The organism is Sphingomonas sp. PP-CE-3A-406, from assembly GCF_003688625.1.
Taxonomy (GTDB): Bacteria; Pseudomonadota; Alphaproteobacteria; order Sphingomonadales; family Sphingomonadaceae; genus Sphingomonas.
The window spans coordinates 265,167-287,841 of sequence record NZ_RCWY01000002.1 but is presented as its reverse complement, the minus strand read 5'-3'; the positions used below and the strand labels follow the sequence as shown (position 1 = coordinate 287,841).

The window sequence follows — 22,675 nt, the reverse complement described above, 5'->3', positions numbered from 1 at the left end:
CGGATCCCTATTCTGGCGGCGGGGAGAGCGGGGATGCGATTTGCTAGACTGTGGGCGGCGCTAGCGATCGTCGTCGCGCCGGTTGCCGCGTTCGGGGGCGATACGCCGCACGTCACGCTTGCCACGCCCAACATCTCGGACGGCGCGATCACGCGCTTTACCGTGCGGTTCAGCGACGCGATCGTACCACTCGGCGATTCGCGCGCCGCCTCGCCGCTGAAGGTCGAGTGCGCGGTGCCGGGCGAAGGGCGCTGGGCCGATCAGCAGACCTATGTCTGGGACTTCGCGCAAGGCCTGCCCGGCGGAACGCGCTGTACTCTTGCGACGCGCGAAGGGCTCAAGAGCGCGGCGGGCTACGGCGTCGATGCGGAGAGCTTCACCGTTGACGCCGGCGGTCCGATCGCCCGCGCGGTACTGCCCGGCGAAGGCGATATCGAGGAGGACCAGGTGTTCCTGGTCGCCGCGAATATGCTCGCGACCCGTGAATCGATCGCCGCCAACGCGTATTGCGCGGTCGACGGGATCGGCGAGAAGATCGCGGTCGACGTGCTCGCGCCCGACTTGCCGGGCAAGCTGCTCGCCGGGTTGGGAAACAACTACTCGGTCACCAATTTCCTCGAAAGTGCCGGACTGCCCAAGGCGGTCCCCGCCGATGCCGCATCGCGCCAGCGCGCGCTGGCCGGCATTACCGCGCTGAAATGCCGTCGCCCCCTGCCGCCGGGCCGCGACATGGCGCTGGTGTGGGGCGCGAACATCGCCAGTGCCGGGGGCAAGCTAGCCGGCGCCGATCAGCGGTTCGATTTCACCGTTCGGAAACCGTTCACCGCGCGGTTCGAATGCTCGCGCGTCAACACCGCGGCGGGATGCAGCCCGGTCGAGAAGGCGTATCTGCGGTTCTCCGCGCCGGTGCCGATGAGTGCGGCGACGCAGGTCCGCCTGACGCTCGCGGACGGCAAGTCGATCGCGCCGGTGTTCAGCGATGAAGAGAAAAACCGAGCGACGATAGAACAGGTCACGTTCGCCGCACCGTTGCCCTTCGCGACGCGTGGCAACGTGTCGATCCCCGCCGAGCTCAAGGACGAAAGCGGCCGGATACTCGCCAACCGCGAACGCTTTCCGCTCGAGGTGAAGTTCGACGAAGCGCCGCCGCTCGTCAAGTTCGCGGCCGATTTCGGCATCCTCGAGGCGAAACAGGGCGGCGTGCTGCCCGTCACCGTCCGCAACGTCGAGCCTTCGCTGCAAGGCCAGACCGCGGGCATCGGCGGCCAGCGGCTGCGCGTGGGCGGTACAGACGGCGAGATCGCCGCGTGGCTGCGGCGCGTCGAGGATGCGAGCAAGACCGACTATCAGACGATCGAGCGCAAGGGGGCAGAGCCGCTCCAGATCAACCATACCGGTGAGAAGCCGCTGCTGTTCGGGAGCGGGGGCGGCGGGGATAGTGGCGGGGCGGGCGATCCGTTCAAGCTCGACCTGCCGGGCAAGGGCAAGGACTTCGAGGTCGTCGGCCTGCCGCTCGGCAAGCCCGGCTTCTACGTCGTCGAACTCGCCAGCCCGACGCTGGGCCGAGCGCTGCTCGGTCGCGACGTGCCGCGCTATGTCGCGAGCGCCGCGCTGGTCACCGATCTGGCCGTGCATTTCGAATGGGGGCGCGATCGCTCGCTCGCCTGGGTCACGCGGCTGTCGACCGGCAAGCCGGTCGCGAACGCGGTGGTGCAAGTCAGCGACAGTTGCACGGGGAAGCCGCTCGCGCGCGGCGCGACCGACAGGAGCGGCGGGCTGATGGTCGCGCGCGGACTGCCCGAACCCGAGACCTATGGCAGCTGCAAGGGCGAGGGTTCGTCGCATCCGCTGATGATCTCGGCGCGTACCGGCGACGATTTCAGCTTCACGCTGACCGATTGGGGCGAGGGCATCCGGCCGTTCGATTTCGACCTGTCCTATGGCTATTCGGCGGCGACCGATATCATCCACACCGTGTTCGATCGCGCCTTGGTCCGCCAGGGCGAGACGATCCACATGAAGCACATCCTGCGCCGCCCCGACGCGCGGGGCTTCTCGTTGGCGCCGGGCTTTACCGGCACGCTCCGGCTGTCGCATCGCGGCTCGGACACGCAGTTCGAAATACCCGTGACGATCGGCGCCAACGGCACCGGCGAGACGGTCTGGACCGCCCCCAAGGGCGCGCCGATGGGGGATTACGACCTCGTCTTCGTGGTCGGCGACACCACCACCGAATCCACGCAGTCGTTCAAGGTCGACGAATACCGCCTGCCGACGATGCGCGCGAGCGTGACCGGGCCCAAGACCGCGCTCGTCAAGCCGCGCACCGCGCAACTCGACCTGTTCGCGGGGTATCTCTCGGGCGGCGGTGCCCCCGGCTTGCCGGTCGACGTCCGCATCGGCTGGTTCGCGCACAGTGCGACGCCTGTCGGCTACGACAAATTCAGCTTCGGCGGCGAACCGATCAGCGAAGGCGTCAAGCCGCTCGATGGCGAGGGCGAGGATGCGAAGACGCCGTTGCCGCCGACGCAGATGCTGCCCGCGACGCTCGGCAGCGACGGCACGCGGCGGATGACGGTCGACATGCCGCAGACCCTACCCGGCACGACCGATATGCAAATCGAGATGGATTACCGCGATGCGAACGGCGAGACGCTGACCGCCTCGAAATCGATCCCGATCTACGCCTCGGGCGTGCAGCTCGGCGTCGCCACCGATGGCTGGATGATGCGCGCGGACGATCTTCGCCTGCGCTTCGTCGCGCTCGATACCGACGGCAAACCGATCAAGGGCCAGAAGCTGTCGGTCGCGCTCTACAGCCGACAGATCCTGACCGCGCGGCGGCGGCTGATCGGCGGGTTCTACGCCTATGACAACCGGATGCGGACGACCAAGCTGTCGGCGTCGTGCAGCGCGACGACCGATGCGCAGGGGCTCGCGCAGTGCAAGGCCGATCCAAGCGTCTCGGGCGAGATCTACGCGGTCGTCACCACCACCGACGCCGACGGCAACGTCGCGCGCGCGGTGAAGTCGGTGTGGCTCGCGGGGAACGACGACTGGTGGTTCGGCGGCGACAATGGCGACCGGATGGACGTCGTGCCAGAAAAGCTCACCTATGCGTCGGGCGAGACCGCGCGGTTCCAGGTACGGATGCCGTTCCGCTCGGCGACCGCGCTGGTCAGCGTCGAGCGTGAGGGGGTGTTGTCGAGCTTCGTCACCGAATTGTCGGGCAAGGACCCGGTGATCGAGGTGCCGATGGACGCCGCCTATGCGCCCGACGTCTATGTTTCTGTGCTGGTCGTGCGCGGTCGTGTCGAGAGCGGCTTCTGGAGCTGGATCCACCGCATCGCGCGGACGCTGGGGCTGTCGGATACGCCGGAGGACGCCGCCGAACCGACCGCGTTGGTCGATCTCGCCAAACCCGCCTACCGCCTCGGCATCGCCAAGGTGAAGGTCGGCTGGGAAGGCCATACGCTCGCCGTCGCGGTCAAGGCGGACCGCGAGCGTTATGCGCCGCGGGGCACGGCCAACGTTGCGATCCAGGTGCGGAAGCCCGATGGCAGCCCGGCGCGCGAGGCCGACGTCGCGTTCGCCGCGGTCGACCAGGCGTTGCTGCAACTTGCACCGAACGACAGCTGGAACATCCTCGACGCGATGATGGGCGATCGTCCGCTCTCGGTGCTGACCGCGACCGCGCAGATGCAGGTCGTCGGCAAGCGGCATTATGGCCGCAAGGCACTCGAAGCGGGTGGCGGCGGTGGTGGCGGCGACCTTTCGGGACTCAATCGCGAAAATTTCCAGCCGGTGCTGCTGTGGAAGGGCCATGTCCCGCTCGATGCGCAAGGGCGTGCGCGCGTTTCGGTGCCGCTGTCGGATGCGCTGTCGTCGTTCAAGCTCGTCGCGATTGCCACCGACGGCGCGCAGGCGTTCGGCACCGGCAGCACCGACATCCGTACCGCGCAGGATCTGTCGCTCTATGCCGGGATGCCGCCGCTGGTCCGTTCGGGCGATTTCTACGGTGCGCGGTTCACGCTCAGGAACGGATCGGACCGCGCGATGACGGTCACGGCGAACGTCGACGTCTTTCCACGGATTGCACAAGGCAAACCGCTGACCGTCACCATTCCCGCGGGTGGTGCGGCACCGGTGGCGTGGAACCTCACCGCGCCGTCCGGAGTCGATACGCTGCGCTGGACGGTGCGGGCGAAGAGCAACGACGGCCGTGCGACCGATCAGGTGACGGTGACGCAGGACGTCATCCCGGCGGTGCCGACCGAGATCTGGGCGGCGACGCTCGCGCAAGTCGGGGAGAATACGCTGATCCCGATCGCGCCGCCGATGGGCGCGCTGCCGGGGCGTGGCAGCGTCGACATCCACCTTGCCGATACGCTGGCGCCGTCGCTGGCCGGGGTCCGCGACTATATGAGCCGCTATCCGTTCAACTGTTTTGAGCAGCGGCTGTCGCGGATCGTCGTGCTTGGCGACATGCCGGGCTGGGCGACGCTGGCGGGCGAGATCCCGACCTATCAGGCACCCGATGGGCTGCTCCGGTATTTCCCCGGCGACAGCCTGCAGGGGTCGGAGGCGTTGACCGCCTATGTCCTGTCGATGGCGGGCGCGGCGAACCTGTCGCTACCGCCGGTCCAGCGCGCGCGGATGATCGAGGCGATGAAGGCGGTGCTCGACGGACGCTTGCGACACGAGGATTACGGCGATGTCCGCCTGACCAAGGTCGCGGCACTGGCGGCATTGGCGCGGCAGGGCGAGGCGACGGCAGCGATGCTGGGCCAGATCGGCATGACGCCCGCGGAGATGCCGACCGCGAGCCTCGCCGACTACATCACCGCACTGACCGCGATCCCCGGCGCGTCGACCGAAGCGAAGGCGCAGGCCGAGGCGGTGTTGCGGACTCGCCTCGTGTTCGAGGGCACGCGGCTCGATCTGTCGGACTCGGCCAACGCGTCGTGGTGGCTGATGTCGTCGGCGGACGAAGCCGCGAACAAGGCTACCGCGGCGGTGCTTGGACGGCCGGGGTGGCAGGACGATGCGCCGCGCCTGATGGTCGGGACGGCGCTGCGCCAGTCGCGCGGGCATTGGGATACGACCACCGCCAACGCGTGGGGTGCGATCGCCGCGCGGCGGTTCGCGCAGGTCTATCCGGCGCAGGCGGTGACGGGGACGACGATGCTCTCCTATGCAGGACGCAGCGTCGCGCGCGGATGGCCGCTGGCGGAACCCGCGCGAACGGTGTCGTTCCCGCTCGCCGCCGCCGGACCGCTGCGCTTGGCGCAAGGCGGCGGGGCGGGGCCGTGGGCGACCGTGTCGATCTCGGCGGCGGTGCCGCTGCGGCAGCCGCTGTTCGCCGGCTATCGCCTGACGCGGAAAGTCGACGTCGTGCAGGCGCGCAACCCAGGGCGGCTGACGACGGGCGACGTGCTCCGCGTGACGATGTCGGTCGAGGCGACCGCCGAGCGCAACTGGGTCGCGATCAGCGATCCGGTGCCCGCCGGCGCGACCGTGATCGGCGACCTCGGCGGCCAGTCGCAATTGCTCCAGCAGGGCGGTGCGGTAGATGGGGAGGGCGGCGGTGAGGGCGGGGGGCCGAGCTATGTCGAACGCGGCCGCGATACGTGGCGCGCCTATTTCGCGTGGCTGCCCAAGGGGACCACCACCGTCTCGTACACGCTGCGGCTCAACGGTGCCGGCCGGTTCCAGATGCCGCCTAGCCGGGTCGAGGCGATGTATTCGCCCGCAATTCGCGCCGCGGTGCCGAACCAGACGATGGTCGTCGCGGATCGATGAAGCAGCGCGCGGCGCTCGCCGGACTGCTGGTGTTGATCCTCGCCGCGGTCGGGTTCGACTGGGCGACGTTCCCGCCGCCTTTGCCGGGCTATGCGCAGGTTCGCGCTGCGTGGAAGCCGTCGGAGGCGTGGCTGTACGACCGCCACGGCGTGCTGATCGACAGCGCGCGCGTCAATTTCGCCGCGCGGCGGCTGGCATGGGTACCGCTCGACCAGATCGCCCCGGTCGTGCCCGCCACCGTCGTTGCGGCGGAGGACGCCCGCTTCCGCAGCCACGGCGGCGTCGACTGGCTGGCGATCCTCGGTTCCGTTGGCGCGCGCGCGAAGGGCGAGCGGGGCAGGGGTGCCAGCACGCTGTCGATGCAGGTCGCGGCGTTCCTGTCGCCGACGCTAGCCATGCCCGGCGCGCGCGGCTGGCGCGACAAGCTTCGCCAGATGCGCGCGGCACGAGCGCTGGAGATGACCTGGAGCAAGGACCAGATCCTCGAGGCGTATCTCAACCTCGCGCCGTTCCGCGGCGAGGCGCAGGGGATCGGTGCGGCGGCGCTGTCGCTGTTCGGCAAGACCCCCGCGGCGATGGCGCGCGACGACGCGCTGCTGCTGGCCGCGTTGCTCCCCGATCCCCAGGCGCCCGCTCCCCGTATCGCCGTGCGGGCCTGCCGATTGGGGGGCGTGGGCGATTGCGCACGGTTCGCGAGCGAGGCCGCGTCGATGCTCGGGCCGGTGCGAACGCTGGCGCTCGATCCGGGGCTCGCGCCGCATCTCGCCGATCGCCTGCTGACCAAGCCCGGCCTGCGGATTACCACCACGCTCGATGCCGCGCTCCAGCGTACCGTCGCCGCTGCGCTGCGCCGCCAGCTGCTCGGGCTCGGCGGATCGCGCGCGCGCGACGGGTCCGCGGTGGTGATCGACAATGCGAGCGGCGACGTCCTCGCCTATGTCGGCGGGATCGGCGGCGCATCGACGGCGCCCGCGGTCGATGCCGCCAACGCCTATCGCCAGGCCGGGTCGACGCTGAAACCGTTCCTCTACGCGCAGGCGATCGAGCGCGGCTACCTGACCCCGGCCTCGGTGCTCGACGATTCGCCGGTGCAGCTCGATACCGCGTCGGGGCTGTACGTGCCGCAGAATTACGATCGCGGGTTCAAGGGGCGCGTGTCGGTGCGCAGTGCGCTGGCGGGGTCGCTCAACGTGCCCGCGGTGCGCACGCTGCTGCTGGTCGGGGTCGAGCCGTTTCGCGATCGGCTGTGGGATACGGGGTATCGTGGTCTCGTCGAGGACGGCGATTATTACGGGTTCAGCCTCGCACTCGGATCGGCGGAGGTGACGCTGCTCGAACAGGCCGACGCGTACCGGTCGCTCGCGAATGACGGCCGCTGGTCTCCGCTGCGGCTTACGGCCGATGCGCCCCGCCGCGCACCCCGCCCGGTCACCACGCCCGCCGCTGCGTGGATCGTCGGCGACATGATGGCCGACCCCAACGCCCGCGCCGCCACCTTCGGCCTCGATTCGGCGCTACGCCTGCCGTTCTGGACCGCGGTGAAGACGGGCACCTCGAAAGGCATGCGCGACAATTGGTGCGTCGGGTTCTCGCGCCGCTATACGGTCGCGGTCTGGGTCGGGAACGTCGAGGGCGATCCGATGCGCGCGGTCTCGGGCACCAGCGGCGCGGCGCCGGTGTGGCGCGACGTGATGCTGGCGCTCGGACGCGACGACGAACGTGGGCCCCCCATGCCCGCTGGCGTCGAGCGCCGCCGCATCGCGTTTGCCGACTCGATCGAGCAGCCACGCGTCGAATACTTTCTCCGCGGCACCGGCCAGTCGCTGATCGCCGCGGCGCCAGCCACCGCCCGGCGCGCGCGGATTGTCAATCCCGCCTCGGGCAGCGTCTACGCGATCGACCCCGACATCCCCGCCGACCGCCAGCGCCTCGCGATCGAGACAACCGGCGATGTCCGCGCGCACCATGTGTTCCTGGACAATCGCGACCTCGGCCCCGCCGCGCAGCAACTGCTGTTCTTCGCGCCCCCCGGCCGCCACCGCCTCCGCTTGGTCGACGCGGCCGGGCGCGCCACAGACCAGGTGATCGTCACGATCCGCTGAGCGGGCTGCATGTTCGGACGCGCGGGCGCGCAGGGATCAAGCGCGAGCCTGCCGTTCGCCGTTCATAGGGCCTGCTTGCCCGGCGTGTCCGATCCTCGCGCCGGTCCCAAGTCGATCACCCGCAACCGATAGCGTCCTGCCGGCAGCATCAGCGCGACATCATCGCCCGCGCGGATCGCGATCCGGTCCAGCGGCACGGAGGCGGCGGGTTCGCCGACCGGGCGGGCCTCGACGACGCGCCAGCCGCTTGCCGGATACAGCCCGCGCGGGATGCTGACCGGCAGGTCGCCAGCCCGCTGCCGCCATAGGGGGCGCCCGCGGACGAAGCGCGCGGTGGGGTGATCGACGACCAAGTCGAACGTGCCGGGCGGCTCGTCGTTCGGCAGCGCGGACAGCCGCACCTCGCCGCCGCCGCCGCGACACGTCGTCTGCGAGATCGTGAGCGGATCGATTCCGGTCGTCGCCTTGAGCCGCGCGGCCATCCACCGGGTGCCGTCGGCGCGTGGCACCTCTGCGGCGTGCGAGTAGCCGACATGGACCAGCAGCTTGGCACCGGGATGATCGTGTACGTAGGCGGCGAGGTTGCGCGCCTGCCCTTCCTCGCGCGTTGCGATCCGCTGGTCCATCGTCGCTTCCGCCGCCGGATGTTCGTCGATGAACTCGTAGGCCAGGAGATGATAGCCGAGCGCCTTGGCACGTCGACCGAGCCGCCCGTATCCCGCCTCCGAGAGATAATGGCCATCGCCGTCCTCGAAATACGGCAGCGCCGGCTGTCGGACGAACGCTGGCAGATATCGCGTCGGCGTGCCGGGCATCGACGCAGACAGCGTCTCGATTGCCAGCGTATCGTACCCGAGCGGCCGCAACCGCGTCGCGACCGCGGTGCTGAACCCGCGATGGTCGGTGCGTTCGTGGCTCTCGGTGATGATGACGATTGAGGTCGTCCGCGCGCGTCGCTCGATCTCGGTCAGGACGTCCGTCGCGGCCTCGACCGGCGCGCATCTCTTCGCCTGATAATCCTTGCTGCTCGCCGCGATCAGGTCTTCCCGGCCGAACAGGCTCAGCGTCTGTGCGGTGCCCCCGTCGCCCAGCGGCTGCGCCGGATCGATCGCTGCCAGCCGGGCCAGACTAGAGGACAAGTCGGGGAGGCTGGCGGCGGTAACCCGCTCGACCGGTCCCACGAAGCGGACGCTGCGCACCGGACGTTCTTCCCTGGCCATGACCGATGCGCCGAGCGTCGTGAGCACCAGCAGGGAAGCGATGCGCGTGGCGGGAATTATAGGCATTGCCCAAGCTATCAAGCCGGGCATCCGTGTTCCACACCTTTAGCCGTTTCGCGATCCTGGTGGATGGGTCGAGCGGCGCGGCACGGTCTCAGGCATCGTCCCGAACGCCGGCATATTGCGCATCCGTGACGGGTTCGAGCCACTCGACGTTCTTGCCGTCGAGCGCCTCCTGAACGGCGATGTGGGTCATCGCCGTCGTCGGGGTCGCACCATGCCAGTGCTTGTGGCCTGGAGGACACCAGATCACGTCGCCGGCGCGGATTTCGACGATCGCCTCGCCCTCGCACTGCGTCCAGCCGCAGCCGGCGGTGACGATCAGCGTCTGGCCGAGCGGATGGGTGTGCCAGTGCGACCGCGCGCCGGGCTCGAACGTCACCGCCGCGCAGGAATGACGGGCGGGAGCGGGCGGCACGTTCAGCGGGTCGATACGCACGCTGCCGGTGAAATACTCGGCTGGGCCGGGCTGCGACGGTTGCGATCCTGCGCGCTTGAGGTGCATCGAACGACTCCTTTGTGGGTTATCTTGACGAGATATCGCCGCATGTCTCGCGGGCTTCGGTGGGTTCGTCGGCCGTGAGAGATAGTGCGCGTACGGGCGCGGGACGCGGTCAGGCGGCGGCGCGGTCGGTGCCGCAGAACAGCGCGACCGCTGCTGCCGCGCCGAGGATCGCCGCGCAGCCGAGAAACTCCGTGCTCGGTCCGGTGGCATCATACGCCAGGCCGCCGATGGTCGCCCCGGACATGATCGCGAACTGGACCACCGCGACCATCAGTCCGCCACCGGCTTCGGGATGGTCGGGGGCGGCGCGGGTCAACCAGGTCCACCATCCGACCGGTGCCGCGGTGGCGACGAAGCCCCACACGGCGAGCAGGACCGCGACGATGGCGACCGATGTCCCGAAGATCGCCAGGCCAACCGCGACGAGGGCCATGACCGCCGGAATTGCCGCGAGCAGGAGGTGGAGCCGGCGGCCGATCAGGCGTCCGATCAGCGTCGTGCCGACGAACCCCGCGACACCGACCACGAGCAGCAGCGTCGACAGCGTGCCCAGCCCGACGCGCGTCACCTGTTCGAGGAACGGACGAAGATAGGTGTAGAGCGCGAACTGGCCCATGAAGAGCAACACCGCGCCGGCCAGCCCGAGCAGGACCGTCCTGCGCCGCAACAGGACCAGCATGCCGCTGCCCCCAACGCTTCGTTCGGCGGGTAGCGACGGCAGGGCAAAGGCCTGCCACGCGGTAGCGGCGATCGCGATCGGCACCACGCAGAAGAAAGCGCCACGCCAGCCGATCAGGCCACCGAGAAAGCTGCCCAGCGGCGCGCCGATCACCGTGGCGAGCGCGTTGCCGCCGTTGAGCATGGCGAGCGCCTTGGGCACCGACTCCGCCGGCACCAGCCGCATCGCGATCGCCGCGGACATCGACCAGAAGCCGCCGATGGCGATCCCGAGCACCGCGCGTCCGAGCATCAGCATCGCGTAGCCCGGCGCGCCGGCCACCACGGCGCCGGACACGATCAGCAGGGCGGTCAGCCCGAGCAGGACGAGGCGGCGATCGATGCCGTTGATCACCCGGCCGAGCGTCAGGCTGGCGATCATCGCGAACAGGCCCGAGATCGCGATCGCCTGGCCCGTCTGGCCTGTAGTGAGCCGGAGATCGGCTGCAATGGGGCTTAGCAGGCTGACCGGCATGAACTCGGATGCCACCAGCACGAAGGTGCAGAGCGTCATCGCGTACACGGCGCCCCATGCGGGGGCTTGCGACGCGTGGCCGTGCTCGGCGTCGATCAGGGTTGCGGTGGTCAGCGAAGCTCTCCTCGGAACGCGGCGGCGTCTTTCCCGGGCGAGATAGGCCTGTTCACCGGCGGCGATTAGCCCCGATGCGCTCCAAGGACCTGTGAACAACGCTCAACGTTGCGTATCACCGCCCGAGCGGCTGCAACTCCTTGATCAGGTCGATCAGCGCCCGGAGCCCGGTCGGCACATGGCGGCGGCTCGGGTAATATAATTCGTAGCCGGGGCCGGTCGTCGACCAGGACTCCAGCACCAGCGACAACGCACCGGATGCGACATGGGGCGCGAAGATCGGCGCGATGCCATAGACCAGTCCGGTGCCGCCGAGCGCCATCGCCAGCATGGCGCGGCCATCGTCGGCGGTGATCCGGCTCGCGACCGGCACCGCGAACTCTCCGTCCGGTCCCTCGAATTCCCAGCGATAGATGCGATCGTCCCCCAGCCGCACGCCGATGCAGCGATGCCGAACGAGATCGGCGGGGGTCGCCGGCGTACCAAACCGCGCGAGATACGCCGGCGCCGCCGCGACCACCCAGCGCAGGTCGGCGGACAGCCGCTGCGCGATCATGTCCTCCGGCACGGTGCCGCCATGACGAATGCCCGCGTCGAACCCGGAATCGATCACATCGATCATTCGGTTGCTGGCGACGATGTCGACCTCGACGTCGGGATAGCGGTCGGCGAACGCCGACATCACCGGCCCGAGCAGCAAGGTCGCAGCGTCGGCGACGACGTTGAGGCGTATCCGCCCGGCCGGCGTGTCGCGAAAGCGGTTGAGGCCTTCCACGGCCACAGCGATCTCGGCGAACGGTCCTTCGACCGCATCGCGCAGCGCTTCCCCGGCCGCGGTGAGCGTGACGCTGCGGCTGGTGCGGTTGAGCAGACGCACGCCAAGCCGTCCTTCCAGCCCCTTCAGCGCATGGCTCAGGCCCGAAGCGGTGACGCCGAGTTCGAGCCCCGCGCGACTGAAACTGCGATGTCGCGCGATCGCCAGAAAATAGGTGAAATCGGCCATGTCGGGTCGGCTGGAAGGCATGGCTTACGGTGTGAAGCGTCCCCCCGGCGAAGACAATATGCGCCGGGGGCAGAGGGATCAGGTACGCGGCGCGGCCCGTGGCTCGCCGAGCCGGGTGGCGTGGATGTCCGATTCCGGGTCAGGCCGCCGAGGACAAGATGCAATACACCAGCACCGGCACGCCGATCAAAAGGATTAAAAGCAGAAGGTTCAGCTCCATAAGTCTACCGAGCCAGTTCCGCTTCCCCTCCGGTGCGCCCGCAGCATCGGCTTTCGAATAGTCCTCGACGATTTCCATGTCGAATTTGTTCGAGAAGAAGTGTTTGGGGCGCATTCTGAGAAAAGGCTGGGGCGACGGGCTGCGAACCGGCGGCTTATGGTCGTTCGCAGAAGGATCGTCGGATTTCGAGATATTGTCTGCCATTTTTACGGTTTCCGCACATTCGAGATCATGGGCGCGCAGCACGCGTCCCAAAGGTCAGATCGAATAAAGCCCGAACTCGAGCGGCATTGGCCGCGAGCTCGGGCTAACCGCGTGCGGCGAGTTGGCCAGCGTGGTCGCGAAAACGCTTATGTGTCGCAGGTGCGTACATGCGAATACCATCGTGGACCCACGCCGTAATGTCAACGCGCGCAAGATTCCGGCGCAACCATATTGTCTTCGACCGGTGAACTCTTCGGTTCGACGAGGCGGGGCGGGCGCTTTGGCGCTCGGCTTCAGGGCGTTGAGATATAGGCCGTGTCCGTCGAAGAGTTTCGACTTCCCGTGGCGGTGAAAAGTGGTGCCGGTTGCAGGAATCGAACCCGCGACATCCAGTTTACAAAACTGGCGCTCTACCAACTGAGCTAAACCGGCCCACGTGCGCGGTGGCGACAAGGCGCCAGCGACGTTGCGCTCCAATGCTTCAAGAAACGCCGAAGGTCCAGCCCTCGGTGCGGGCGATATCGCGCGTCATGCCTGCCGGCGCCCAGAGATCGGCGCGATCCGCGTTCGCGCGCAGCCACGCCGCGGTCAGGATCGCGTCGGTGGCGTGATCGTCGTAGCGCGGCAGCGGCGTATGCGGATCGCTGCCGAGCCCTGCCAGCGCGGTATCGAGCGCGGTGGCATCGCGCATCTTGCTCAGGCCCTTGCGGATCCCGGCGGCACGCGCGGCGATGGTGGTGTAGATTTCAACGATCGCCGGACCGTGATCGGGCAGCGGATCGAACGGCCATACCGGGATCCGGCCCGCCAGCCGGTGCAGCACGCGCATCCCCGTCAGGCTCGATTTGCCGACCTGCGCCGCGCCGACCAGGTTGAAGCAGCTCGTCGGCGCAAAGCCCATCGCGCGCTGGCCCAGCTCGCACACGCGCATCCGGCCCGCACCGCCCGCGAACAGATCGCCGCAATCGCGGTGCTGGCGGAAATGGCGGCGGATGTCGGGATCGCGCAACACGCTGTCGACCGCGAGATGCGGGTCGCTCGCCGACAGCGAATCGACCACGTCCCACAGCGCGCGCGCATCGCCGGGGCTTTGTTGCCAGCCGGGGAAATAGCCGCCCTGATCGACGAACGGAAACGCCGGCGAGAGATCGAGCCCGATGAGCATCGCTGAACCGCGCTGATCGAGCAGCCACTCCAGCACGTCCGCGCGTGACCAGGCCGCCGAGTCGGGGGGCGACACCAAGATCGGCGCTGCATCCCCGACCCCGCAGGTCGCCACCGCGATACCCTTGTGGCGATGGCCCTGCGCACCCGACCAGTCGATCGCGGTGAACCGGGTGAACCGCGTTGCCTTGCCGAAGTCGGAATTTACAGGCGGCGGGCTCGGCATCGCGGTTCAGGTGGCGCGGCGTTCCGATGGGTACAAGGGTTTGAGCAGCACCAGGACGACGATCGCGATCACCAGCGCCGCGGATGCATAGGGGCGGCTGAAGGCGAGTCCGCCATGATCGATCGGCTTGTCGAGAAAATCGCCGACCGCGGCGCCGAGCGGGCGGGTGAGGATGAACGCGCTCCAGAACAGGACCACCCGGTCGACCGCGGTCCATAGATACAGCGCGGCTACCCCTGCGAGCACGATGCCGAACAGGATTGCGGCACCGCCGTAGCCGAGCCCGCCGGTATCCGCGGTCCAGTCGCCGAGCGCGGTGCCCAGCGTCTGCGAAAACGTGATCGTCAGCCAGTAGAACAGTTCGGCGCGCGGCTCGTGCACGGTCGCGACCGACACCGAGCCGAGCCGGGTGTGCCATAGCGCCAGCGACGCGACGACGCAGCCGAGGAGGAGCAGCGATCCGCCGGGATAGCCGATCCCGAGCGACCGGGTGGCGAAGTCGGCGAGCGTCGTGCCCGCGGTCGTCGAGGCGATGATCGTCGCCCAGTAGAGCGCCGGGCGGTAGCGGTCTGCCGCGACCTGTCGCCACACCAGCAGCAGCAGGATCGCGACGAAGACGATGGTGGCGGTGAGGTAACCGAGGTTCAGCGTCATGCTGACCGTGTCGCCCGCGGTTTCGCCGAGCGTGGTGGCGAGGATCTTGATGATCCAGAACGCCATCGTCACCGCCGGCACCTTGGCCAGATCCTTGGCGAGCGTGGCGCGATCGCGAGCCGTCATGATGTTCTCCCCCTCTTTGCTTGGGAGACGCCGACGAGGCGATCGATCCGCAGTGTCGCACACCGGAAAATCGCGGAAGTTTTACTCGGGACATGTGGAACTGATGCTGCGGCGGCGTCTCGTCGTCGAAGCAAGAGCAGGGAGATCGCACGGTGTCGGTACGGATCGCGAGTTTGGGTGTTGGTATCGCAGCGCTGGTCGGAAGCGCTGCACCCGCCGCCGTTGCACCGTCCCCAGCCGTGATGACCGCGCCCGGCACGAGCGTATCGGTGATGACCTACAACGTCCACGGCGTGCCCTGGCCCGTCGCGGAGGACCGACCGAGCGCGTTGTCGGCGATCGCCGCGCAGCTTCGCACGATGCGCGCCGAGGGGCGGCAACCCGGAATTGTCGCGTTGCAGGAGTCGTTCGTGCCCGAGGCCAAGGCGATCGGTGCCGCGGCAGGCTATCGCTACGTCGCGTTCGGCGCGCCGGCCGAGGCGACCGCGGACCCCGCAACCGCGCAGGACCGGCAGTTCGTCGCGGATGGCAGCATGCTGCGCGGCGAGCGGGTCGGCAAGCATGTCGGCAGCGGTCTCGCGATCTTCTCCGACTACCCGATCCTGGCGGTGCGGCGGATCAGCTATCCGGTCTGCGCGGGCTATGACTGCCTTGCGAACAAGGGCGCGATGGCCGCTCTGATCGCGGTGCCCGGTGTCGCGGGCCCGGTCACGGTGATCGACACGCATCTCAACTCGAACGGCGCGACCGGCGTGTCCGAGCCGCGCGCGCTGTACGCGTACCGGCGCCAGATCGACGTGCTCAGCGGGTTCATCGGTTCGATGGCCCGGCCCGGTGGGACGATGCTGGTGGCGGGCGACTTCAACGTCGGCCGCGACATCGCACGGCGCGCCTATTTCGCGCAGCACATGTTCGGGGGCGCGACCGCGCTGACCGGCGGGTCGCTGAAGTGCCGGGAGTCGCGGACTTGCCTGGTGACGCAGCCCGCCGACATCGCCTACTCGACCGGTCGCGCGAGGGATTTCCTGCTGTATCGTCCGTCGACGGCCGCCGCCATCCAGCCGCTCGCGCTCAGCGCGCCGTTCGGCCGCGGTCCCGACAACGCGATGCTGTCGGATCATATCGGCGTGATGGTGCGCTATCGGATCGACGGCTCGGCCGGGCGTTCGGTGCCCGGCAGCACGCTGGCCAGCCGCCGGGCAAAGGGTGCCGCGACCCGGGCCTAATCCTCAAGGCGGCCTGTGAAGAGCAGGTGGCGGGCGTCGTCGGCGACCTGGTTGGCGGCGCCGAGCCGTTCGATCAGCTGCGCGGGGCGGCTGCCGCGCAGACCCGCGACCGTCAGCGCCCCGTCGCGGACATAGGTGTACACTCCGCTGACCGCGAACGCCGAGGTGTAGGCGATATGCGCCTTCTGACCCTCAGTGGTGCGCTGGAACGCGTCGGACGCGTAGAATGTGCGGCGCGTCATCGGCGTGGCGAACGCGATGTCGAGGATCGCGACCCGCGCGCGTTCGGGCGGCACGCTGTGGTTTACGTTCGGCGCGGGCGGGGCGGGATCCGCATTGTCGTAGCGCTCGGGCAAATGGAGCCGCACCTTCAGCACCGCCGGATCGCCCGCCAGCGTCTCGGCGAACTGCGTCATGTACGCGGCAAAGTCCGCCGCGTCGTCGTGGCGCGCGCCGAAATGGACATGGAGGCGGTCGAGACCGTCGTCGCTGTTCGGGATCGGGTCCGGGGCGCGGTCGACCAGCGTCCGCGACCCCTGCGGCAGCGCATAGGCGACGGTCGCCGCGAACATGTTCTGTTCGTCCGCGAACAGGATCGCGCAAGCATCGTTGAAAATGTCTTGGTCCTCGGCGGAGGCGAAGCCGATCTCGACGCCGCCATCCAAGACATAGTCGTCGAACGGCGCGATGCCGTCGATCGCCGGCCACAGATGCGCGTCCTGCTCGCGGTCCAGATGCGTCTGGACGTACCAGCCGAGCCCCGGGATGCGCGAGCACAGCGGGCCGTGCACGTCGCGCCAATAGGTCGCGAACACCTCGTGCGGAACGCCGGGGCGGCGGAGGACGGTGGTGTAGCTGTTGACGACGATGCTGGCGTCGCGCGTCGCATAGTCGCGCGCGGGGTCGATGATGGACATGAGGATCTCACGGCTTGGGGATGGCAGGACGAGCACCCCCAACGCATCGCCGCGCAGATCGGCGCGCGCCGCTGCCCAATCGCCCGTCAGTCCTTGGCTTCGGGCGCCTGTTTCCGGCGGCGGTTCCAGAATTCGAGGCGCTTCTTCACGTCGCGCTCGAAGCCGCGCTCGTTGGGTTCGTAGAGCACCGGATGATCGTGCCCGCCGAGTTCGTCGGGGAAGAAGCTCTGCCCCGCGAACGCATCGGGGTGATCGTGGTCGTAGCGATACCCATCGTGGTAGCCGAGTTCCTTCATCAGCTTGGTCGGCGCGTTGAGGATGCGTTTGGGCGGCGCGATCGACCCGGTCGATTTCGCCAGCGCGCTGGCCTTGTCGAACGCGCGGTACGAGGCGTTCGATTTCGGCGCGGTCGCGACATAGTTGATCGCCTGCGCGAGGAACAACCGCGCCTCGGGCAGGCCGACTCGCTCGAACGCCTGCCAAGCGGTCATCACCTGGACCAGCGCCTGCGGATCGGCCATCCCGACATCCTCCGACGCCGCGCAGCACAGCCGGCGGAACACGACCGACGGGTCCTCGCCGCCCGCGATCATCCGCGCCGCCCAGTACAGCGCCGCATCGGGATCGCTGCCGCGCAGGCTCTTGTGAAAGCAGCTGAGCAGGTTGAAATGCTCTTCCTGCCCCTTGTCGTAGAGCGGCGCGCGTTGCTGCACCAGGGTGGCCAGCGCGATCGTATCGAGATCGGACGGGTGATCGGTCGCGACGATATCCTCGCACAGCCCGAGCAGATAGCGCGCATCGCCGTCCGCCATCGCCACCAGCGCGTCGCGCGCATCGTCGGTGAGGGGCAGAGGGCGTTCGAAATGCGCTTCCGCCCGCGCGATCACGCGGTGCAGGTCGGCGGCGGCGAGGCGGTTGAGCGTGTAGACCTTCGCGCGCGACAACAGCGCGGATACCAGGCTGAAGCTCGGATTCTCGGTGGTCGCGCCGATCAGTACGATCGTCCCGTCCTCGACCGCGGGGAGCAGCGCGTCCTGCACGGGTCGCGAGAACCGGTGAAGCTCGTCGACGAACGCGACGGTCGGTTTCGACGCCGATTCGCGCAGCCGCGTGGCCTCGGCGAGCGCCTTGCGCAGGTCGGCGATACCGGTCGACACCGCCGACAGCTGGATGAAGTTGTAGCCGACCTCATCCGCCATCAACCGCGCGATCGTCGTCTTGCCGACCCCGGGCGGGCCCCAGAGGATGAACGACGACAGCCGCTTGGCCGCGATCATCCGCGCGAGCGCGCCCTCGGGGCCGACGAGGTGCTCCTGGCCGATGATGTCCGAAAACCGGCGCGGACGCAGGATTTCCGCGAGCGGTCGCGGTGCGTTGGCGCTGAAGAGCGTGTCGGACATCGGGTCTCGGGTTCCACGGATCGAGGGGGGGCGCAGCGGGCGATACCGCGGCGCACGATAGTCGCCGACATCGCTGCGGCAGGTCTTTCTCTGCAAGAACATAAGGGGTGTGGCGCCGACATTGAACCCTCGGCGGCGCGGTGCGGCCTCTGGACTGCTGCTAGGCGAGATCGAACAAAATTCAGCCCATCCCTTGAATTCCGAATATTCTGCGATATATCTCAGATCATCTTAGAGATATCGGAGAACACTCAAATGCGTAACGAAATGGGATTTGGACCGTGGAGCGGTGGCCCCCGGCATGGTGGCCACGGCCGTCGCGAGCATGGTGACGATCATGCCCATTGGAAGTCGGGCGGGGGGCCACGCGGTCGCGGCCGCCGGGTCTTCGACGGCGGCGAGATGAAGCTCGTGTTGTTGAAGCTGATCGCGGATGCGCCGCGGCACGGCTACGACCTGATCCGCGAGATCGAAGGACTGGCGGGTGGCAGTTATGCGCCGAGCCCGGGCGTGATCTATCCAACGCTCAGCACGCTCGACGACATGGGACTGATCGACGAGCAGAAGTCGGAGGGCGCCAAGAAGCGCTTCGCGGTGACCGACGAAGGGCGTCAGTTGCTGAAGGACAATGCCGAGATCGTCGAGGCGCTGTTCACCCGGTTGGCAGCCGTCGGCGCCGAGTCCGAACGGACCGACGGCGCGCCGATCCGCCGCGCGATGGGCAATCTGCGCCAGGTGCTCCAGACGCGGCTGATGCGCGAGGACGTGAACGAGGATACGCTGCACACGGTCGCGGGCCTGCTCGACGAGGCGGCACAGAAGATCGAGCGGCTCAAGTGAGCGTCTCGCCCATCATTTCGGTCGCGCGCGTGCCGACGCAGTCCGCCAGCAAGTATCTCCAGCAGCTCGCCAAGCACTGGAGCCACAAGATGGAGGTGACTTTCTCGGCCGAAGAAGGGCGCATCGCCTTCCCGAACGGCGCGGTGCTCGACATGCGCGCCGACACCGACACGCTCGACATCGCGCTGACGGTCCCGGCGGGCGAGGATGTCGACCGCATGCGCGACGTGGTTTCAAGCCACCTCGACCGCTTCGCCTTCCGCGAGGCGCCGCTGACGTTCGACTGGACGGAGGCGGTCTGAACGTAAAGCTCTCTGCGGGGGGGGACGCCGCTACAGGCCTTCGCCAGCAGACAAGTATTTTAGCAGAATGATATTCCAATTGAGGCATTGCATCGATTACACGACCGCAGCGCCTTCTAAAGGCGCCCATTGAGGCTGTGTGCGCCGCTGATCGTGTTTATCGCTGCGTAAGATCGGAAAAAGCGTGGGAGAAAGTATATGGCCAGCGCTGCTCAGAATATCGGGGTAGATACGCATCGTCAGAGCAGCCTGTCGAACCGAGCCGTATTGTCGCGGCATCTGTTGCAGGTAGTCGATAGAGTTCCAGAGACGCGCGGGCTGGGCGTAGTATTGATCGATTTCGGACGGATGCAGCGGCTGCGCGCACCGTCTCCGGGCACGGCAACGGTAGTGTTCGAACGGCGCATGAAGCCGGTGGTGGTGCCTCCGATGCTCGCGAAGCCCGGCACGGCTGCCCCGCGCCAGGCGCAAGCTCCCCAGCGTCAGCGCACGACGGAAACATCTCCGGCGACGGAATGGATCAATCTTGGGCTGAACTGCGGCGGTGCTGCGCTCGCATGGATAGGTGTGGCGGGTCTCACCTCGCTTGCACCGGCTACTGGTGGTCTTAGCGGGTGGGGCGCCGCAATTCTCTATGGGGGCGCGGCGGCATCCACCGGCCAGTGCGTGGTTTCCGTCGCGCGCGTTGCCAACGTCCAGCGGGGCCGCACGGACGTGAACCAAAATTGGGACGCGAACCGCTGGTATGTCCGCACCATGTTGGCCGCAGATGTAGTCGGCTTGGTGGGTGCGGGTGGCGCGTTGAAGGAACTCAAGGCGACCAACGCCGTGCTACGCGAGGGCGGCTTCTCCTTCATCCGTTCCACTCGCGGTGAGACGATCAGTCGTCCGATGCGCCGCGCTCTAACGACGGCGCTGGAGTTGCAGGGCGGGCGCCGCGTGCCCGGGGTTGTGATCAACCACGTCGTGCGACAGCGGCTGATGGACGGCGTTGGCGGAGTGATCGGGCTGTTCGCTAGCAGTTATTCCGGTGCCCTCGGCGAGACGGGTTCCGGCTTCTGGGACGTGGTGGTTTGGATCACAGAGGAAATGGAGCAGCGTTCGTGATGCGGCGGGATCAGGATTATTGGCAGCGCCTTCGCAAGGACCGGCGTTCCAACTGGGCCGCCGGTTTCGCGGGGGTCGCGACCATCACCGCGACGGTGTCGCTGATCGGCCTGTTGGTTGATGGAAGTCAGTACCAAGCACGGGGCAATCCGCTCTACTGGGTGCTGATGCTACCCGTAGTGTGGTGGTTGAGCGGATTGGGCGGATTCGAGCCACGCGCAGTCCGCTGGTGGAAGCCTATCCTGTTATTTAGCGTGCTGATCGCTGCCATTGCCCTGTTCGTTGCGGTAAGGCGCGCCGATTGGGCGCCGGAGGCCGTCGGGTTTGCGGTCACCCTTCTAAGTGCGGCGACAAGCCTAAGCCTGCTTCGCGGCAGCTTGGTAGCGCGCGAAGGCCCCGCGCGCTGAACGTCACGCCACATGATGCAGGTGCGAGCGGAGGGGCACACGATCGGGCTTTAGGCTGACCTATGCATGATGCCCGGCGGGTGCGGCCGATACTTTTGCCTTTAGCGCGCGGCTAGTATTCTGGACGGAGGGGCGCGAGGTTCGGGGGCAATCGATCGTACGTTGCGAACCAATGCCGTCTGTTAGCTGGCGCTGGAACAGACAAGTGTCCGCAAGATCGCTTCAGTTGAATAACCAGACTTCGTTATTTGGCATTCCTGTGAAGCGTCTTCTCGATCATCCAGAGGTGGAAAGCTTCGATGGCGAGGAACACGATCCCGATTCCGATGACTGTCGGAAGCACCATGCCGTCTTGACCTGGGCTAGGCTGCATGCAGAACGACAAGATAATCAGGCTCGTAAAGACGAGGAAAGCCAATACAGGCAAGAGGGTGAGGGCCATTCGACGCGGGGCGGACCACGTCACTTCGCCGGTGAGCCACCACTGCATCGGTAATCGATCTTCGTCGCAAAATCGGGTGTTCGCGCGCAATGCTAGACCAGCGAGCGCGGCGATGAAGACAATGGCGGTGACGATCAGGGTCATGAGCTACCTCCGGAACCGGAGATAACACAGATCGCGACGTCCGCACATGAGCGAACTACGCCCCTCGGCGGGCCATCACCTGCAGATACGTGTCGAGCACGGCCTGGTTGATCGTATCCCACAGATAGCCCGCGGCCTTGTCGTGGCCGGCCCAGCCCATCGTCTCGCGCAGGCCCGGTTCGGTGACGATCCGGCCGATCGCGTCGGCGTAGCCCGCGATGTCGCTCGGCGGCACGAGGAAGCCGGTGACGCCGTCGTCGACCAGTCCGACTGCGCCCGAGGCCCGGGCAGCTACGACCGGTACGCCCGAGGCCATTGCCTCCAGCGTGACGTTGCCGAAGGTCTCGGTGACGCTGGGGTTGAAGAACACGTCCATCGACGCGACCGCGCGGCCTAGATCGTCGCCCGACTGGAACCCGGCGAAGACCGCGCCGGGAACGCGCTCGGCGAACCAATTGCGCGCCGGACCTTCGCCGATCACCAGCACCTTGTGCGGCACGCCGCGCGTCTCGAGCGTGCGGATCACGTCGGCGAAGACGTCGAGACCCTTTTCCTTCACGAGCCGGCCGAGGAACCCGACCGCGACCTCGCCGTCGGCGATGCCGTGTTCGCGGCGCCAGCCGAGATCGCGGCGGGTCGGCGTGAAGCGATCGTGGTTCACGCCGCGCGACCAGATCGCGGTCGGTGTCGTCACGCCCCAGTCGTGGACGATCTCGGCCATGCCGCGCCCCGGCACCAGCACTTCGTCGACGCGGTTGTAGAAGCGCGTCAGGATCCTGATCATGACGGGCTCGAAGAACGCCATCTTGTAATAGCGGAAATACGTCTCGAAGCGGGTGTGCAGCGACGCGACCGTGGCGAGGCCGTGGCGGTGGCCATAGGCGATCGCGCGGTGGCCGAGGAAATCGGGCGCGGAGACGTGGATCAGGTTCGGCGCGAACGCATCGAGATCGCGGCGAATCGCGGCGGGCAGCCCGCGCGCCATCTTGTACTCGCCGCGCCCGGCCGGCAGCGGCAGCGACGGCACCGCGACCAGGTCGCCGGTCGGCGGGAAGGCAGGCTTGGCGTTGGTTGGCGAGTAAATGCGGACTTTTGCGCCCTGCGACAGCAAATGGCCGACGAGCAGGTTCAGCGCCTGGTTGGCGCCGTCGCGAACATAATTATAATTGCCGCTGAACAGGGCAATACGCAGGTCGGTGGCGTCCATCGCCGCGCGGATAACGCCGGGTGCGGTGAAGCGCCACTAAATCCGCACGATAGCGTGATCACCGTACACCCCGGCAACCATTGATGTTCCC

The 22,675-nt window shown here is 67.9% G+C and carries 18 protein-coding genes and 1 tRNA gene; 7 read left to right on the top strand and 12 right to left on the bottom strand.

Annotation, left to right across the window (positions count from 1 at the left end):
• The first annotated feature begins 33 nt into the window (after positions 1-33).
• Both C8J44_RS07785 and pbpC read left to right on the top strand, forming a co-directional pair.
• Complete coding sequence (locus C8J44_RS07785; protein WP_121904072.1) at positions 34-5,802, top strand: alpha-2-macroglobulin; 5,769 nt, start codon at positions 34-36, stop codon at positions 5,800-5,802.
• A complete protein-coding gene (gene pbpC / locus C8J44_RS07780) occupies positions 5,799-7,904 on the top strand; it encodes a penicillin-binding protein 1C (protein ID WP_121904071.1) in 2,106 nt (701 codons plus the stop codon). Before C8J44_RS07785 ends, pbpC begins: the two co-directional genes overlap by 4 nt.
• A 62-nt stretch (positions 7,905-7,966) precedes the next feature.
• Here pbpC and C8J44_RS07775 read toward each other — a convergent pair whose 3' ends face one another.
• The 8 genes from C8J44_RS07775 to C8J44_RS07740 form a co-directional block, all read right to left on the bottom strand.
• Positions 7,967-9,190: a hypothetical protein gene (locus tag C8J44_RS07775; protein ID WP_259466770.1), complete on the bottom strand. Its 1,224-nt coding sequence runs from the start codon at positions 9,188-9,190 to the stop codon at positions 7,967-7,969.
• Between the two features lie 88 nt (positions 9,191-9,278).
• Positions 9,279-9,689: a cupin domain-containing protein gene (locus C8J44_RS07770; protein WP_121904070.1), complete on the bottom strand. Its 411-nt coding sequence runs from the start codon at positions 9,687-9,689 to the stop codon at positions 9,279-9,281.
• A gap of 109 nt (positions 9,690-9,798) precedes the next feature.
• The gene (locus tag C8J44_RS07765) at positions 9,799-11,094 is read right to left on the bottom strand and encodes an MFS transporter (protein ID WP_220683100.1); all 1,296 of its coding nucleotides are present in this window, start codon (positions 11,092-11,094) and stop codon (positions 9,799-9,801) included.
• 16 nt (positions 11,095-11,110) lie between these two features.
• Positions 11,111-11,998, bottom strand: coding sequence for a LysR family transcriptional regulator (locus C8J44_RS07760; RefSeq protein WP_259466769.1), 888 nt, complete (start codon positions 11,996-11,998; stop codon positions 11,111-11,113).
• Positions 11,999-12,137: 139 nt separating this feature from the next.
• Positions 12,138-12,422, bottom strand: a complete 285-nt coding sequence (locus C8J44_RS18185) for a hypothetical protein (protein ID WP_183128738.1) — start codon at positions 12,420-12,422, stop codon at positions 12,138-12,140.
• 356 nt (positions 12,423-12,778) lie between these two features.
• A tRNA-Thr gene (locus C8J44_RS07750) sits at positions 12,779-12,854 on the bottom strand.
• Between the two features lie 49 nt (positions 12,855-12,903).
• A complete protein-coding gene (locus C8J44_RS07745; protein WP_121904066.1) occupies positions 12,904-13,812 on the bottom strand; it encodes a hypothetical protein in 909 nt (302 codons plus the stop codon).
• A gap of 6 nt (positions 13,813-13,818) precedes the next feature.
• A complete protein-coding gene (locus C8J44_RS07740) occupies positions 13,819-14,592 on the bottom strand; it encodes a hypothetical protein (protein WP_121904065.1) in 774 nt (257 codons plus the stop codon).
• A gap of 152 nt (positions 14,593-14,744) precedes the next feature.
• On the opposite strand from C8J44_RS07740, the gene C8J44_RS07735 reads away from it, so the two are divergent.
• On the top strand, positions 14,745-15,818 hold the full coding sequence (locus C8J44_RS07735; protein WP_147453153.1) for an endonuclease/exonuclease/phosphatase family protein: 1,074 nt from the start codon (positions 14,745-14,747) through the stop codon (positions 15,816-15,818).
• Here the strand turns inward: C8J44_RS07735 and C8J44_RS07730 are convergent.
• Together C8J44_RS07730 and C8J44_RS07725 are read right to left on the bottom strand one after the other, a co-directional pair.
• Complete coding sequence (locus C8J44_RS07730; protein ID WP_121904063.1) at positions 15,815-16,735, bottom strand: hypothetical protein; 921 nt, start codon at positions 16,733-16,735, stop codon at positions 15,815-15,817. The two genes, C8J44_RS07735 and C8J44_RS07730, sit on opposite strands and share 4 nt — an antisense overlap.
• A gap of 86 nt (positions 16,736-16,821) precedes the next feature.
• On the bottom strand, positions 16,822-18,135 hold the full coding sequence (locus tag C8J44_RS07725; RefSeq protein ID WP_121904062.1) for a replication-associated recombination protein A: 1,314 nt from the start codon (positions 18,133-18,135) through the stop codon (positions 16,822-16,824).
• A 255-nt stretch (positions 18,136-18,390) separates the two neighbouring features.
• Between C8J44_RS07725 and C8J44_RS07720 the strand changes: the two genes are divergently transcribed.
• The 4 genes from C8J44_RS07720 (at position 18,391) to C8J44_RS07705 (ending at position 20,791) form a co-directional block, all read left to right on the top strand.
• Entirely contained in the window at positions 18,391-18,975 is a 585-nt protein-coding gene (locus C8J44_RS07720) for a PadR family transcriptional regulator (RefSeq protein WP_259466768.1), read from the top strand.
• Entirely contained in the window at positions 18,972-19,277 is a 306-nt protein-coding gene (locus tag C8J44_RS07715) for a DUF2218 domain-containing protein (RefSeq protein WP_121904060.1), read from the top strand. Before C8J44_RS07720 ends, C8J44_RS07715 begins: the two co-directional genes overlap by 4 nt.
• 198 nt (positions 19,278-19,475) lie before the next feature.
• Positions 19,476-20,384 carry a hypothetical protein gene (locus tag C8J44_RS07710; protein WP_121904059.1) on the top strand — a complete coding sequence of 303 codons (909 nt, stop codon included), beginning with the start codon at positions 19,476-19,478 and terminating at the stop codon, positions 20,382-20,384.
• The gene (locus C8J44_RS07705; protein WP_121904058.1) at positions 20,384-20,791 is read left to right on the top strand and encodes a hypothetical protein; all 408 of its coding nucleotides are present in this window, start codon (positions 20,384-20,386) and stop codon (positions 20,789-20,791) included. The genes C8J44_RS07710 and C8J44_RS07705 overlap by 1 nt, the downstream gene beginning before the upstream one ends.
• Before the next feature lie 244 nt (positions 20,792-21,035).
• Here the strand turns inward: C8J44_RS07705 and C8J44_RS07700 are convergent, their stop codons facing one another.
• Positions 21,036-21,377: a hypothetical protein gene (locus C8J44_RS07700; protein WP_121904057.1), complete on the bottom strand. Its 342-nt coding sequence runs from the start codon at positions 21,375-21,377 to the stop codon at positions 21,036-21,038.
• A 55-nt stretch (positions 21,378-21,432) separates the two neighbouring features.
• Positions 21,433-22,584, bottom strand: coding sequence for a glycosyltransferase family 1 protein (locus tag C8J44_RS07695; RefSeq protein WP_121904056.1), 1,152 nt, complete (start codon positions 22,582-22,584; stop codon positions 21,433-21,435).
• Between the last annotated feature and the right edge of the window lie 91 nt (positions 22,585-22,675).

What these genes read in the sequence shown, in the direction of transcription:
- C8J44_RS07770 (WP_121904070.1), bottom strand. Translation starts at nt 9,689, where the DNA reads ATGCACCTCAAGCGCGCAGGATCGCAACCGTCGCAGCCCGGCCCAGCC.
- C8J44_RS07740 (WP_121904065.1), bottom strand. Translation starts at nt 14,592, where the DNA reads ATGACGGCTCGCGATCGCGCCACGCTCGCCAAGGATCTGGCCAAGGTG.
- C8J44_RS07730 (WP_121904063.1), bottom strand. Translation starts at nt 16,735, where the DNA reads ATGTCCATCATCGACCCCGCGCGCGACTATGCGACGCGCGACGCCAGC.
- pbpC (WP_121904071.1), top strand. Translation starts at nt 5,799, where the DNA reads ATGAAGCAGCGCGCGGCGCTCGCCGGACTGCTGGTGTTGATCCTCGCC.
- C8J44_RS07695 (WP_121904056.1), bottom strand. Translation starts at nt 22,584, where the DNA reads ATGGACGCCACCGACCTGCGTATTGCCCTGTTCAGCGGCAATTATAAT.
- C8J44_RS07775 (WP_259466770.1), bottom strand. Translation starts at nt 9,190, where the DNA reads ATGCCTATAATTCCCGCCACGCGCATCGCTTCCCTGCTGGTGCTCACG.
- C8J44_RS07745 (WP_121904066.1), bottom strand. Translation starts at nt 13,812, where the DNA reads ATGCCGAGCCCGCCGCCTGTAAATTCCGACTTCGGCAAGGCAACGCGG.
- C8J44_RS07760 (WP_259466769.1), bottom strand. Translation starts at nt 11,998, where the DNA reads ATGGCCGATTTCACCTATTTTCTGGCGATCGCGCGACATCGCAGTTTC.
- C8J44_RS07785 (WP_121904072.1), top strand. Translation starts at nt 34, where the DNA reads ATGCGATTTGCTAGACTGTGGGCGGCGCTAGCGATCGTCGTCGCGCCG.
- C8J44_RS07700 (WP_121904057.1), bottom strand. Translation starts at nt 21,377, where the DNA reads ATGACCCTGATCGTCACCGCCATTGTCTTCATCGCCGCGCTCGCTGGT.
- C8J44_RS18185 (WP_183128738.1), bottom strand. Translation starts at nt 12,422, where the DNA reads ATGGCAGACAATATCTCGAAATCCGACGATCCTTCTGCGAACGACCAT.
- C8J44_RS07725 (WP_121904062.1), bottom strand. Translation starts at nt 18,135, where the DNA reads ATGTCCGACACGCTCTTCAGCGCCAACGCACCGCGACCGCTCGCGGAA.
- C8J44_RS07720 (WP_259466768.1), top strand. Translation starts at nt 18,391, where the DNA reads ATGCGTAACGAAATGGGATTTGGACCGTGGAGCGGTGGCCCCCGGCAT.
- C8J44_RS07705 (WP_121904058.1), top strand. Translation starts at nt 20,384, where the DNA reads ATGCGGCGGGATCAGGATTATTGGCAGCGCCTTCGCAAGGACCGGCGT.
- C8J44_RS07710 (WP_121904059.1), top strand. Translation starts at nt 19,476, where the DNA reads ATGGCCAGCGCTGCTCAGAATATCGGGGTAGATACGCATCGTCAGAGC.